Annotated in this window: 17 protein-coding genes and 1 tRNA gene; 11 read left to right on the top strand and 7 right to left on the bottom strand. The window is 61.8% G+C overall.

What is annotated here, in order from left to right; all coding sequences use genetic code 11:
• The first annotated feature begins 14 nt into the window (after positions 1 to 14).
• Complete coding sequence (locus NKI95_RS22805; protein WP_352719463.1) at positions 15 to 698, top strand: phosphoglycolate phosphatase; 684 nt, start codon at positions 15 to 17, stop codon at positions 696 to 698.
• 101 nt (positions 699 to 799) lie between these two features.
• Positions 800 to 874 (top strand) — tRNA-Val (locus NKI95_RS22800).
• A gap of 38 nt (positions 875 to 912) precedes the next feature.
• Here NKI95_RS22800 and NKI95_RS22795 read toward each other — a convergent pair.
• Positions 913 to 1,125 (bottom strand): hypothetical protein, encoded by a 213-nt coding sequence (locus tag NKI95_RS22795; protein ID WP_352466207.1) that lies wholly within the window; start codon positions 1,123 to 1,125, stop codon positions 913 to 915.
• Positions 1,126 to 1,380: 255 nt separating this feature from the next.
• Between NKI95_RS22795 and NKI95_RS22790 the strand changes: the two genes are divergently transcribed.
• Entirely contained in the window at positions 1,381 to 1,632 is a 252-nt protein-coding gene (locus tag NKI95_RS22790) for a PepSY domain-containing protein (protein WP_292653589.1), read from the top strand.
• Positions 1,633 to 1,759: 127 nt separating this feature from the next.
• The gene (locus NKI95_RS22785; protein WP_292653588.1) at positions 1,760 to 2,236 is read left to right on the top strand and encodes a hypothetical protein; all 477 of its coding nucleotides are present in this window, start codon (positions 1,760 to 1,762) and stop codon (positions 2,234 to 2,236) included.
• A 9-nt stretch (positions 2,237 to 2,245) separates the two neighbouring features.
• Here the strand turns inward: NKI95_RS22785 and NKI95_RS22780 are convergent, their stop codons facing one another.
• Both NKI95_RS22780 and NKI95_RS22775 read right to left on the bottom strand, forming a co-directional pair.
• Complete coding sequence (locus tag NKI95_RS22780; RefSeq protein ID WP_352719461.1) at positions 2,246 to 4,138, bottom strand: L,D-transpeptidase family protein; 1,893 nt, start codon at positions 4,136 to 4,138, stop codon at positions 2,246 to 2,248.
• Between the two features lie 220 nt (positions 4,139 to 4,358).
• Positions 4,359 to 5,105 carry a 3-oxoacyl-ACP reductase family protein gene (locus NKI95_RS22775; RefSeq protein ID WP_352719460.1) on the bottom strand — a complete coding sequence of 249 codons (747 nt, stop codon included), beginning with the start codon at positions 5,103 to 5,105 and terminating at the stop codon, positions 4,359 to 4,361.
• 98 nt (positions 5,106 to 5,203) lie between these two features.
• Here NKI95_RS22775 and NKI95_RS22770 point away from each other — a divergent pair, with 98 nt between their 5' ends.
• On the top strand, positions 5,204 to 5,818 hold the full coding sequence (locus NKI95_RS22770) for a TetR/AcrR family transcriptional regulator (RefSeq protein ID WP_352719459.1): 615 nt from the start codon (positions 5,204 to 5,206) through the stop codon (positions 5,816 to 5,818).
• 35 nt (positions 5,819 to 5,853) lie between these two features.
• Here the strand turns inward: NKI95_RS22770 and NKI95_RS22765 are convergent, their stop codons facing one another.
• Positions 5,854 to 6,762, bottom strand: a complete 909-nt coding sequence (locus NKI95_RS22765) for an alpha/beta hydrolase (protein ID WP_352719458.1) — start codon at positions 6,760 to 6,762, stop codon at positions 5,854 to 5,856.
• A gap of 47 nt (positions 6,763 to 6,809) precedes the next feature.
• Here NKI95_RS22765 and NKI95_RS22760 point away from each other — a divergent pair, with 47 nt between their 5' ends.
• A complete protein-coding gene (locus NKI95_RS22760; protein ID WP_352466212.1) occupies positions 6,810 to 7,262 on the top strand; it encodes a MarR family winged helix-turn-helix transcriptional regulator in 453 nt (150 codons plus the stop codon).
• 37 nt (positions 7,263 to 7,299) lie between these two features.
• Here NKI95_RS22760 and NKI95_RS22755 read toward each other — a convergent pair whose 3' ends face one another.
• Positions 7,300 to 7,911: a pyridoxamine 5'-phosphate oxidase family protein gene (locus tag NKI95_RS22755; RefSeq protein WP_352719457.1), complete on the bottom strand. Its 612-nt coding sequence runs from the start codon at positions 7,909 to 7,911 to the stop codon at positions 7,300 to 7,302.
• A gap of 149 nt (positions 7,912 to 8,060) precedes the next feature.
• Here NKI95_RS22755 and NKI95_RS22750 point away from each other — a divergent pair, with 149 nt between their 5' ends.
• On the top strand, positions 8,061 to 8,489 hold the full coding sequence (locus tag NKI95_RS22750) for a nuclear transport factor 2 family protein (protein WP_352466214.1): 429 nt from the start codon (positions 8,061 to 8,063) through the stop codon (positions 8,487 to 8,489).
• A 23-nt stretch (positions 8,490 to 8,512) separates the two neighbouring features.
• Here NKI95_RS22750 and NKI95_RS22745 read toward each other — a convergent pair whose 3' ends face one another.
• Entirely contained in the window at positions 8,513 to 8,866 is a 354-nt protein-coding gene (locus NKI95_RS22745; protein WP_023717628.1) for a gamma-butyrobetaine hydroxylase family protein, read from the bottom strand.
• Positions 8,867 to 9,064: 198 nt separating this feature from the next.
• Here NKI95_RS22745 and moaA point away from each other — a divergent pair, with 198 nt between their 5' ends.
• Together moaA and NKI95_RS22735 are read left to right on the top strand one after the other, a co-directional pair.
• On the top strand, positions 9,065 to 10,060 hold the full coding sequence (gene moaA / locus NKI95_RS22740; RefSeq protein ID WP_352719456.1) for a GTP 3',8-cyclase MoaA: 996 nt from the start codon (positions 9,065 to 9,067) through the stop codon (positions 10,058 to 10,060).
• Positions 10,061 to 10,166: 106 nt separating this feature from the next.
• The gene (locus NKI95_RS22735) at positions 10,167 to 10,589 is read left to right on the top strand and encodes a hypothetical protein (RefSeq protein WP_352719455.1); all 423 of its coding nucleotides are present in this window, start codon (positions 10,167 to 10,169) and stop codon (positions 10,587 to 10,589) included.
• A gap of 51 nt (positions 10,590 to 10,640) precedes the next feature.
• Here NKI95_RS22735 and NKI95_RS22730 read toward each other — a convergent pair whose 3' ends face one another.
• The gene (locus tag NKI95_RS22730; RefSeq protein ID WP_352719454.1) at positions 10,641 to 11,306 is read right to left on the bottom strand and encodes a hypothetical protein; all 666 of its coding nucleotides are present in this window, start codon (positions 11,304 to 11,306) and stop codon (positions 10,641 to 10,643) included.
• A gap of 261 nt (positions 11,307 to 11,567) precedes the next feature.
• Here NKI95_RS22730 and NKI95_RS22725 point away from each other — a divergent pair, with 261 nt between their 5' ends.
• Positions 11,568 to 11,924 (top strand): hypothetical protein, encoded by a 357-nt coding sequence (locus NKI95_RS22725; protein WP_352719453.1) that lies wholly within the window; start codon positions 11,568 to 11,570, stop codon positions 11,922 to 11,924.
• 122 nt (positions 11,925 to 12,046) lie between these two features.
• The gene (locus NKI95_RS22720) at positions 12,047 to 12,967 is read left to right on the top strand and encodes a DMT family transporter (protein WP_352719452.1); all 921 of its coding nucleotides are present in this window, start codon (positions 12,047 to 12,049) and stop codon (positions 12,965 to 12,967) included.
• Positions 12,968 to 12,997: the final 30 nt, after the last annotated feature.

Below are 12,997 nucleotides of genomic sequence, written 5' to 3'. Positions count from 1 at the left end.
TCACAGGACAGGCCATGACCCGACCGATCATCGTGTTCGACCTCGACGGGACGCTGATCGACACGGCGCCGGACCTGCTCGACAGTCTCAACCACAGCCTTGCCGCCAGCCAGCTCGCGGCCGTCGACGAAGCCGGCTTCAAGCGCTTCGTCGGCCATGGCGGCCGGGTGATGATCGAGCGCGCTCACGCAGCGCAGCATAGGTCGCTGGCAGTGGAGGAGCACGACCGCCTGCTCAAGCTGTTTCTGGACCATTACACCGTTAACATCCCCGGCAAATCGCGCCCCTACCCCGGCGTCCCCGAGGCGATCGCACGGTTCGAGGCAGCCGGTTACCTGCTGGCCATCTGCACCAATAAATACGAGGCCAATTCGGTGGCATTGATCGAGGCGCTCGGCCTGACCAGGCATTTCGCGGCGATCTGCGGTCAGGACAGTTTTCCGTTCCGCAAGCCCGACCCGCGCCATCTCACGCAGACCATCGCGCGCGCCGGCGGCGACCCGCACCGTGCACTGATGGTCGGTGATTCGCAGACCGACATCGACACGGCAAAGGCCGCCGGGATTCCGGTGGTGGCAGTCGATTTCGGGTACACCGACCGCCATGTGCGAGAGTTCGAACCGTCGGCGGTAATCTCGCATTTCGATTCTCTGACGCTCGACCTGGTACAAGGACTGATGGCCTCGGCAGAAGGCTGAAGCCGGGCATCAGGCGGACCGCAGATGACGACCGACAAGTGGTTGACTTCGCAGGCCGGCCTCCCTTATATCGCGGCGCGCTTGGCCTTCGGGCAACGAGCGGGCGATTAGCTCAGCGGGAGAGCACACCCTTCACACGGGTGGGGTCGCAGGTTCAATCCCTGCATCGCCCACCATCTGCTTTCCTGAATCAATTCAAGCCAAGCCAGAGCGGCTAGCAGCTGCAGGTAGCCCCCTCGCCGCCAAAATTCTTTTGGGCAAAATTCAAAGCGCTGCTGTAGCTCGTATAGCTCTGGAACTGGCAAACGTTGGAGCCGGCCCGCACCTTCATCTGCTCGATATCCCAGAACGAAACCTCGATACGGTCGTCGGCGCAATAGACTGTATAGCGCTCAGGTTCAAGCGCTGCGGCTTTCTGCACAGGCATCGAAATGGCCAGGATGGAAAGTGTGAAAAGTACAAATATGATGGCATGACGCGTTTGCATGTAGACCCCCGAATGACCACCGGCACTATTATGGCCGCGATGTTGAGACGACGCATCATGATTTTAAGCAGTCGCCGTGTTCTTTCGGCGGCCATAAATCAGGTACGGACGTCTCCCTGTAGCGCAACGCTCCGCGATCCCGGAACAAACCTGCATGGAAACGAGTTTCTACTGATCGAGATGTGAGGGAAAGCCATGTCCAGACTTGTTTTGGCGGCCGCCGTGCTGCTTGTCGGCGGATCGGCCTTTGCCGCGGACGAAAATCCGGTGCCGCCGCAGAATGCCAAGAAGCTGTCGGAAATCATTGCTAAAGTCGAGCAGCGCGACGACTTCCGCTACATCAAGGAAATCGATTGGGACAGCGGCGCCTACACCGTCATTTATTACACGAACGACAAGGCCAAAGTCGAAATCACCTATGATCCGGTGACAACCGCGCCGAAATGAAGCTGTCCGCCAACGGTCCAGATTCTAAAAAGTGACGCGCCTCGAAGGCCCCCGGCCTTCGGCACACCCTTGCGTAGATATGACTTTGATGGCTGACTGGGTGCTATCATTGCGCGCGGGGGTGGGCATGGCGACGGCGAAGCACGTATTGAAGCGCGTTCTGATGATGCTCGCCGGTTATTTCGTTGCGGTATTGGTGGGCTTGATCGCGGTGGCGGCGATCTATGGCGGGCTGAGCTCGCTGCCAAATGCACCGAACTATTTCGACGTCATGGGTGTCACACCCGTCGCGGTGCTTCTGGTGCCGCCGCTTGGTATGTTCATCTATTTTCTGACGATCGTGCTGACCGCCCTGCAGACACTGATCTTCGCACTGATTGCCGAGTTTTTCTCGCTGCGCAGTTTTTGGCTGCATATGATCTTCGGCGCCGCGGCCGCGGTTGGCGGCTTCGCCTTGATCTGGCCCAGTGTACCAGACGACACGAACCCGGAGCGTTGGGCCGATATCGGTATCATTGCCGCGGCAGGCATTGTTGCCGGCCTGGTCTATTGGCTGATCGCCGGGCGCGACGCCGGCTTCCGGCGTCCGCTGTTTCAGCGCTAGAACCGTATCTCAGCTAGCCGGCGAACGCACCGCTTCGGTGCTGTCGAGCGCCTGCTGCAGCCGTGTGTCGCGGCCGTAGACGTCGTTGAAATATTCGACGGTGCCGGACAGGTCCGGCCATGCGGTGAAATAGGCGACATAGACCGGGATCTTGCGTGTCACGTCTTCGGTCGAATGTCCGTGTTTCAGTCTGTCCTCGATGTAGTCGACCGAGGTGCCGAGAACGGCAGCCGCCATGCCGCGCGGATCCTGCAAGCGAACGCAGCCATGGCTGAGCGCGCGCATGTCGCGCTGGAAAAACGACTTCTGCGGCGTATCGTGCATGTAGATGGCATGCTTGTTGGGGAACAGTATCTTCAGCTCGCCCAGCGCATTGGCCTCGCTCGGCAGCTGGCGCACGCCGTAAGGTATCTTTGCGCCGTAGGCGCCCCAATTGACCGAGGAGGAGGGAATGCGCTTGCCGCGGGCATTGACCACCTCATAGCCGGCGCGGTCGAGATAGCCCGGATCCCGGCGCAGCCGCGGCAACATCTCGTTGACCAGGATCGACTGCGGCACGCCCCAATAGGGATGGAAGTCGACCTGCTCGATCTGATCATAGAAGAAAGCAGTCTGGTTGGTGGGCCTGCCAACGACGGCGCGGGTCTTCAGCTTCTCCTCGCCGTCGTCGATGTAGCTCGCGGTGAAAGCCGGCTGGTTGATGAAGACGCGCGGACTGCCGAGATCAGAAGGCAACCAGCGCAACTCTTCGAGCGCAACCCGAACCTTCTGAATTTTGTCGGCCTTGGACGTTCCGGCCAACGATGCAACGGTACGCGGGCCGATGACGCCGTCGCCTTTCATGCCTGCCCGTTTCTGCACCGCCTTGATCACCGGCACCAGCTCCGGATCGTAAACCTGGCTGGTGGCGAGCCTCGCCAGGACCTCGCCATAGGCGCCGCCCATCTCGTCATCGAGATTGCGCGCGATCTTTGTCAAAAGCCTCGGCAGCTCGGGGCTGGTCTGCCCCGGCTTCAACAGTAGATTGGGATCGATGGTGATTTCGTCTTCGGCGCTGGCCTGGAGCGCTTCCAGTTCGACGCGCAGCGCCTGATACTCGGCGTTCTGTGGATGCCGCGATTCGAGGTAGGTGCGCACTTGCTGGGTATGGGCCAGCGTCTTCAGCACCCCTTCCATGTCGAGCGGCTTCGGCGGAAAATCGTAGTAGCCGGTCATGCGGTTGGGATCGACGCGGCCGCTTTGTGCGTCACGGGCGTAGCGCAGGACGCGGGCCGACAGCGCCATCTCGAAGCGGACCAGCTCTTTCAGGCGTTCATCGGCATTGCCCGCCGATGCGCCTGCTGCCGGAACTTCGACGGTGTAGTCGGCGGGCGTCAGGCCGTAGCTCGCGGCCTCGCCCAGCACCCGCACGGCATCCTCGGCACGGCTGCTGGGACTGGTTCCCGTCACCCAGATGAAATCCGGATTGGCCGAGTAATAGGCGATCAGCGCCTTGGCGATGTCCTTCTCGGCGTAGAGGTCATATCCGTCGAGCCCGGCAATGGCTTCGCGGAATGCAGCCCCGGTGGCCGCCGGCTCGAATGCAGCATCCTGAGGCGTTGCCGGTTCAGGCGCTGCCGACAGTGCCGAAAAATCGACGCGCACCAGCGGATCGCTTTTGTAGGTGTAATAGGACGGGCTGCTGATTTGCGCACCACCGCCGGAAGCGGCCGGCGCCTTGGGCTTCGGCTTGTATTTTGACGGTGGCGGCGGAAAGTTACCTTTCGGCGGCGCGTGTTTGACGCCGCCGCCGAAAAGCATATCGAAGAACCCTTGCGCTTCAGCCTTCGGCGCCCCGAGGGCCAGCATTGCCGCGGCCACCGCAAAAGGCAGCACGGTTGCTTTGTTTCCAAGGAGTTTCATGGATCACCCGCTCCGGTTGAACCGGATCCCGTTCCGCACCGCTGTCACGGTCTCGCCCACCGCATGGCGGATGTAAGGCGTGACTACACTGATTCATACTGATTTCGTTAAGCTTCCATAAATTTCGGAACGTCTGTTGCAGAACGGTTTCACAAGATCGTGACGGGTCGAGCCGATCCGCCATCGCCCCCGATCAATGGTAGCGCCCGTGAGCCAAGCCTCAAGCGTTGGCGCCGCCGTCGATGGTCAATGCCGCGCCTGTCACGAAGCGCCCTTCGGGACCGGCAAGCCAGGCGACCATGCCGGCGATCTCGTCGGCCGTGCCGAAGCGAGGCATCGCCATCTTCTGGCGCTGATGCTCGGCGTGCGGGCCGGCTGCCGGATTCATGTCGGTATCGGTCGACCCCGGATGGACGACATTGGCGGTGATGCCGCGCGGACCGAGATCGCGTGCAAAGGCCTTGGTCAGGCCAACCAAGGCGGCCTTGCTGGCCGAATAGGCGCTCAGGCCGGCGTCGGTGGCACGCTCCGCCAGATTGCTGCCGATCGAGATGATCCGGCCACCCTCGCCCATATGCGCTGCTGCCGCCTTGGCGGCGACGAACGGGGCTCTGAGGTTTACCTCCATTGTCTCGTCGAAGTCGGCAAGCGACAGGGCATCGATCGGCGCAGCGCGCCAGATGCCGGCGCTGTTGACGAGGATGTCGAGCCGCCCGAAGGCTTTTGCTGCCTCATCGACTGCCGCCTCGATCGCCGCAGCATCGCGATTGTCGGCCTTGATGGCAAAGGCCCGGCCGCCGGCCGCCTCGATTTCCCTGACCACCGCACGCGCCCCTTCCTCGCCATTCACATAGGTGATCGCCACGCCTGCGCCGTCGGCCGCGAGCCTTCTTGCGATCGCCGCACCAATGCCGCGGCTGCCGCCGGTGACGAGGGCGGCCTTGCCGTTCAAGCTTCTGTATGACATCTGCTTCTCCATTTTGTAGTGATTGATACATAAATATTTGCCAGCCTTGCTGAACCACGTCAACTGAATTATGTATCGACCAATACAGAAAGGATGCCATGCCGGAACGAGGCCGCCCCCGCACCTTCGATCGAGCCGCCGCCTTGCGGCGCGCAATGGAAGTGTTTTGGGCCAAGGGTTATGAGGGCGCGTCGATAAGCGACCTGACCGCTGCAATGGGCATCAACTCACCCAGCCTCTATGCCGCCTTCGGCAGCAAGGAAGCGCTGTTTCTCGAGGCAACCGAGCTTTACACGCGGGTCGAGGGAACCGAGATCTGGTCCGCGCTGGAAAAGGCGCCGACCGCGCGCCAGGCCGTCGAGCGGTTCCTGCGGCAGACAGCCAAGGCGTATTCGCAGACCGGTCGCCCGCAAGGCTGCCTGATCGCGCTCGGCGCATTGCACCAGGACTCAAGCCGCGGCGCCATCTGCGATGATCTGCGCCGTCGCCGCGCCGAAAACCGCGAAGCCTTGCTGAGACGGCTCGAGCGTGGCGTGGCCGAGGGGGAGTTGCCGGCCGATTTCGACTGCGGCACGGCCGCGACCTTCTATGCGACCGTGCAGCACGGCATGTCGATCCAGGCGCGCGACGGCGCGTCGCGCTCGGCTCTTCTGGAGACGGTGGCCGGGGCAATGGCGGCTTGGATTGCGATGGCCGGCACCGGGGCGGCGTGACGATCGAACCCGGCAGACAAGAACAGACATTCAGATCACTGCAGAGACGGCTCCAGCCTGCCCGCAACGAAGCCAACGGCACGCTCCACCACACCCTTGTCGGCAAGAATGCGGCGGTGGCCGAGCCCGTCGGCCCAGTACAGCCGCACATGGTTTCCGGCGCGCGCATAGAGCCTTGCATGATCGGCGGACACTTCGCGGTCGTCCGGCGCGTGGATCACCAGCGTCGGCAGCGGCGTGCTTGCCAGTTGGCGGTCGCCGGTGAACTCGTGCAACGGCCGGCCGGCGATGCGCTCGACTCGGTCGGCCATGGCGACCTGCGAGCGCGAGCCGACATTCAGCATGCGGCTGAAATCAGCAAAGATCGCTGGCAGGGAGCTCGGCGCGGCGATAAGCACCAGTCGCCCGGCCGCCAATCGCGGGATGTTCCTGATCGAACCAGCGACGGCATTGGCGGCAACGGCACCACCAAAGGAATGGCCGACGATGGCGGCAAACGGCCCGAACCATTCGCCGGCAACCCGTGCCGCATCGACCGCACTGACCAGGGTAAGCCGGCGGCCCTGCGACTGGCCGTGGCCCGGCAGGTCGAGCGAGACCACCTTGTAGCCGGCATCGCGATAGGCTTCGATCAATGTGCGCATGTATTCGGTGCGCGAACGCCAACCATGGATGACGAGCACGGTGCCGGCAGTTGCCCTGCCCGGCTCGGGCCGGAATTCATGCACCATGACGCAGCCGGTTCTGGTCTTTAGCCGGTGATGGCGCGCTTGGGTCATGAAATCGGCGGCGCGATCGATTGCGCGGCGCTCACCTTGGCTCAAGCTCTTTTCGTGCGGCGTGCGGCAGAACAGCTCGAATGCGGCGCGCCCGGTGAGTCGCGGCGCCACATGCTCGGCCACGCCGAACGTGCCCCGGATGACCTTCAGTCCAAATGATGCCATAGTGGCGATCCATTCATTGGTTCAAGCATGAACATAATAGTTCAAACATGAACATTAAGCAAGACCTGCCCTGGGACAACCCGCGTTTTCGCAACTGGGTCGCGGTGGCGCGTGCCTGCCACGTGGTGGAACGCACCCTGGCGGTGAAGCTGGCGCCACTCGACCTGAAGCCGGCGCAGCTCGACGTGCTGATGAACCTCTACCGCCATCCCGGCATGTCGCAGCACGACCTCGCTCGCCGCCTGCTGGTCGGCCGCTCCAACATCACCATGCTTTTGCCGCAGTTGGAGACCCGCGGCCTGCTGCGCCGCGAGGGCGACGAGAAGGACAAGCGCGTGCTGCGGCTGACGTTGACCGAGGCCGGCGAGGCACTGCTGATGCAGGCGCTGAAGGTCCACATGACACTGATCGAAAAGGCGATGAGCCAGTCGACGCCGGAACAATGCGACATGATCGGCGAACAGATGCGCAAGGTTGCCGAGGTGTTGAAGACCGCCTGACGGCTTCACCACCAAATTCCCTCACCACCAAATTTCTTCACCACATCGATTTTTTCGCGCGCTCCGGCCATTCCCTGTCGTAGACCTCGCCGTCGATGTTCTTGCGGCTAGTGATCTCCAGGATCTGTCCGGGGGTCGGCAGCGATCTCGGGTCGACATGCCTTGCCGGATTCCACAGTTCCGACCGGTGGATGGCGCGGGCGCACTGGAAATAGACCGCATCGACCTCGACGATTGTCACCGATCGCGCCGGCTTGCCCCCGACTGCGAACGAGACGCAGAGCCCGGGATCGGTGGTGATGCGGGCGCGGCCATTGACGCGCAGCGTCGTGCCGGAACCCGGCACCAGGAACAGAAGCGCGACGCGCGGATCGCGAAGGATGTTCCTCAGCGAATCGGCACGGTTGTTGCCGCGCCGGTCGGGCATCATCAGCGTTTTCGGATCGTGGATGCGGACGAAGCCGGCGAGGTCGCCGCGCGGCGAGCAGTCCAGCCCTTCCGGCCCGCAGGTTGCGAGTGCAGCAAACGGCGAAGATTCGATGAAAGCAGCGTATTCAGGAATCAGCTGGTCGAGTTCCTTGACCACCGACGCCTCGCCGGGCAGGCCATAGAGAGCTTCGAGCTGTTCGACGCTGGTGATCATGGACATGTTTTCGTCTCCAAACCTTTGCCGGCGCTACTCTAGACGCATGACGTTTTCACGACACGATGCCCGTTTGTCGTTCATCAGGAAACGGGTGTCGAGGGACCGCGAACAAGCGCAAACCGCTTTCGTGCTGACAGATACGGAGGTCAAAAATGGATAAACAGCTCGGCCGGCGACGCACCGCCATGGAACTTATTGAAAACATGTTCAATGTTGAAATGCGTTTCCTGCAATCAGGGTCGAAGAGCCTCGATATGCTTGCCAGCGCATTTCATGCCGAGATTGTCGTGCATGAGCCGCGTTCCCTGCCCTATGCCGGTGACTGGAACGGCCTCGACGGTGTTGGCGCCCTTTTCCGCAAGATGCGGGAAATCTGGAGCGACGTGGCGGTGGAGGACCTTCAGGTCGCCCAAAACGATGATACGGTGTTCATGAGCTGCTCGCTTTCGCTGACATCGCGGGCCAATGGTGCAACCATCAAACAGCCGTTTGCCGAAGTCTTGCGCTTCAAGGATGATCGGCTGATCGAAGGCACGCCGTTTTATCACGACACCAGCGAGATACTGGCGATCCTGCGTTGACCGGAGCGTCCCGCGGGATCCATTCAACGGTCGCGGCTTAGCCCCTTCTCTTCCAGCTCGGCGAGATAGGCGGCCCAGCGCGCATCCTTCTCATGACCCAGCGTATGCAGGTAATTCCAGGTGAAGATGCCGGTGTCGTGGAAATCGTCGAAGGTGATGCGCACGGCATAGTTGCCGACCGGCTCGATCTTAAGGATCGCTACATTGCGCTTGCCGGGAACGGTGACGCGCTGTTCGGGCGAATGGCCCTGCACCTCGGCCGACGGCGAGGCGACGCGCAGCAACTCGGCCGGCAATTCGAACGGCTGATGGCCCGGAAAGGTCACGGAAAGCAGCTTGCGATCCTTCGAGACCCTGAGTTCCTTCGGCGCTGTCATGTGGTGGATCCTGCGGAGAACCACCCTTCCCTACGCCGCTTCGTGTCGAGGGAAAAGGCCGTTTCAGAACTTCCGACATAATCTGTCGGCGCCGGAATGTTACCGAAGATTGCGAGCTTCTATCTTGAATGGCAAGTTGGCTCGTATCACATAGCCATATATAACGAAGCCGTTCACGGCCACGGGAAGCGCATAAGCATGGATATGATCGATCCTTTCGGTCGCACGATCACCTACCTGCGCGTGTCGGTCACCGACCGCTGCGATTTCCGCTGCACCTATTGCATGGCCGAGGACATGACGTTCCTGCCGAAGAAGGACCTGCTGTCGCTGGAAGAGCTCGACCGGCTCTGCACGGTCTTCATCGAAAAGGGTGTGCGCAAGCTCCGCCTCACCGGCGGTGAGCCGCTTGTGCGCAAGAACATCATGCACCTGGTACGCCAGCTTTCGCGGCATCTCGAGAGTGGTGCGCTGGAAGAGCTGACACTGACCACCAACGGATCGCAGCTTTCCCGCTTTGCCGCCGAGCTCGCCGACTGCGGCGTCAAGCGCATTAACGTCTCGCTGGATACGCTGGATGCCGACAAATTCCGCCAGATCACCCGCTGGGGCAATCTGGACAAGGTTATGGAAGGCATCAACGCCGCGCAGGCGGCGGGGCTGAAGGTAAAGCTCAACGCCGTGGCCTTGAAGGACTTCAATGATGCCGAATTGCCGGACATGCTGCGTTGGGCGCATGGTCGCGGTATGGATCTGACGGTCATCGAAACCATGCCGATGGGCGAGATCGACGCCGACCGCACCGACCAGTATTTGCCGCTGTCGCTGCTGCGCGCGGCACTCGAGCGCCAGTTCACCCTAAGCGACATCCCTTACAAGACCGGCGGCCCGGCCCGCTATGTCCATGTCGCCGAGACCGGCGGGCGGCTGGGCTTCATCACGCCGATGACGCATAATTTCTGCGAAAGCTGCAACCGGGTCCGGCTGACCTGCACCGGCACTCTTTACATGTGCCTCGGCCAGGAAGATGCCGCAGACCTGCGCGCGCCGCTGCGTGCGTCGGAAGGCAATGAGCTGGTCGCCGATGCCATCGACGAAGCAATCGGCCGAAAGCCCAAAGGCCATGACTTCATCATCGATCGCCGCACCAACCGTCCCTCGGTGTCGCGGCATATGAGCGTCACCGGCGGCTGATTTTTCGCCGATTTCGTGCAAGAATAATCGCCTTGGTATCGGCGCGAGGCAAGGCGTGCAGCGGTTTTTTGCGGTCCTGACGGTTTTCGGTGTGATGGCGGGGACCATGGCAGTCGCCGCGCCATTTACCTATACGAACGAGCGCTTCGGTACCGCCTGCACCTTTCCGGATGAAATCTTCACTCTTCGCCAGCCCGAGCCGGACAATGGCGATGGACAACAATGGCTCACTGCCGATGGCGCCAGCCTGATCTGTTCAGGTATCCTCAATATCGATGATGACACCCCGACAGCCTTCGTCTCCGCTGAGAGAGCCAGCAAGGAACCTGGCTACAAGCTCGCCTACAGCAAGACCGGCAAGGACTGGGCGGTGCTGTCGGGCATCAAAGGCGGGAACATCTTCTACGAACGCCGCCTGTTCGGAAAAGACGGTGTCATCCGCACGGTCTGGATCGACTACCCGCCAGCCCTGAAATCGAAATACGACCCGCTCGTCGGAGCCATCGCCGGCAGCCTCAGGGGACCGTGAGCATCAGGCGACGTCAGAACTTATTCGCAGCCTATTGTTTTTGCTAGCGAGTCACGGTTGTTGACGCGTGTAGTCGTATCGTACGGCAAGCCATTTCTTGCCGCTGCCATTGGCCTGGAGGAAATGCTGCTCGGCCACTTCGTGATTGTCGCCGTCCCTGGAAATGATGAAATCGGAGGCCGTGAACCGCCCTTCGACCTCGGGGCCGAACCCGACAAAACCAAGCGGCTCGAACAGCAGTGAAATCTTGCCGTCCTCCCCGCCACCAAAACTCCAGGCGGGCATGATCCCTGCCGGGAAACGGGTGTCCATGGAGACATACTTCCAGCGGCCCTCCACCCGGTCATAGCTCAAATAGGCTATCCGCTGGAAGTCTGGGACTTTCGACCCGGGCGCCGGGCGCATCACCTCCTGCATGAAGGGGCCGATCATCGTGCGCTCGGCCACCAGCCCGGTCATCACGATCGGCTGGACGCCGGGCGTTGGCCAGATCGTGTTGACGACGGTCCATTTCCCGACGCGGCGAGCGAGCTCATCCGCTTCGTGACCCGGCGTGGACATCCGTTCGACTGCCGACGCCGAAGCGTCGTTCTCGGCGAACGCAGGCGCTATCGCCATGAGGATAACCGCCAGTGCAGAAGAGAACCGGAAAGCCGACGAAACGTGCCGCCTGCTGCCTGTGCCAAGCCTGTCCGCATTGCCTCGTGCATTCATCATGGACCACCTCCCCAGACAAGATCAGAAGCCTACAATGACCAATTTGATGAATCTTGCCGAGCAAATTTGATCTCGTCGAAAAATTTTCGTCGAGCCGCAGTGTGATCGATTTGCCCTGCGAACCCATCCTTTAGAACGGCACCTTTTCGGGATCACACCCAGAAAAGGTCTTGTCCGCAAACGGTCACCGGATTTACCGCAAGCCCATTCGGGCCTAGCCTCTGCTCTGGAGCGGTTCTTCGCCCAGTGGGGGAATACGATATGCGCAAACTCATTCTTTCTCTTGCATTGCTCAACCTCGCGGCCCTGCCCGCGGCGGCCCAGTCGATCGGCGGCACCTATGCCGTGGCCGGCACCAACTTCGATGGGTCGTCCTATGGTGGCGACGCGACGATCACGCTGACCAGCGAGACGACCTGCACGATCCATTGGGAGACAGGCGGCTCGTCCTCGGACGGTATCTGCATGCGGAACGACGATGCCTTCTCCGCCGGCTATGTCATGGGCAAGGCGGTTGGCCTTGTCGTCTACAAAATGCAGGAAGACGGCTCGCTGCATGGCCTGTGGACGATTGCCGGCAAGGAAGGCAACGGCACCGAGGTACTGACGCCCAAATAAGTCCTGCCGCTCTTGCGCGGCAGATGTCACGGGCCACAGAAAGGCTGTGGCCCAGCCCTTTGACGTTGCTGTTTTGCGGGTGCCTGCTAGACGCTTGCTGCAGGACTCACCCGGTAATCGCCTTGCCTCTTTCGCTAAATCTGCGCGGCGCGTTGTTCATGATGGTGGCCATGGCTGGCTTCACCCTCAACGACGCTATCACCAAATTCTCGTCGGAATCGATGAACATGGCGCAGGTCATGCTGATCCGCGGCGCCTTCGCTTCGCTTTTCGTTGGCCTGCTTGCGTGGCAACGCGGCGCGCTTGCCCGGCCAGGTTCGATGCTGCAGCCGACAGTTGCGCTGCGCGTCGCCAGCGAGGCCGGCGCCACCGTGTCGTTCCTGGTTGCTCTGGCAGATCTTCCGATCGCCAATGTCTCCGCCGTGCTGCAGGCGCTGCCGCTGGCGGTGACGATGGGCGCCGCGCTTGTGTTCAACGAGGGCGTCGGCTGGCGGCGCTGGCTGGCTATTGCCGTCGGTTTTGCCGGCGTGCTGATCATCGTGCGGCCGGGCTTCGAAGGGTTCAGCGTCTTTTCTCTGCTGGCGCTGGCCAGCGTCGCATGCTGTGCGGTGCGCGATCTCGCCACCAAGCGGATACCGCAGGCAATTCCGACATTGCTGGTGTCGACCGCTACCGCGCTTGCCATGACAGTTCTGGGCGCGGCACTGCTTTCGCCGATGGGCGGCTGGACGCCGATGACAGGAAAAAGCACGGCGTTCCTGGCGCTGGCGGCGGTGCTTGTGCTCATCGGCTACCAGTTCATCATCACGGCCATGCGGGTGGGCGATATCTCCTTCATCGCGCCGTTCCGCTACACCGCCCTGCTCTGGTCGATCCTGCTTGGCTTCACAGTCTTCGGCGATGTCCCCGATCTGCCGATGATCCTCGGTGCCACGATCATCATCGCGTCAGGCCTCTATGCACTCTACCGCGAACGGATCGTCGGCCGGCAAAAGACGGCTGCCGAAAGCGCTGGACCGGACATGGCGCCGGACGGCATATAGGCGTGACCGTCGACGACCGTCTGATTTGAA

Source organism: Mesorhizobium sp. M0306 (assembly GCF_040321655.1).
GTDB lineage: Bacteria > Pseudomonadota > Alphaproteobacteria > Rhizobiales > Rhizobiaceae > Mesorhizobium.
The sequence above is the reverse complement of the archived record's forward strand: the minus strand, read 5'-3'. Positions and strand labels throughout refer to the sequence as shown.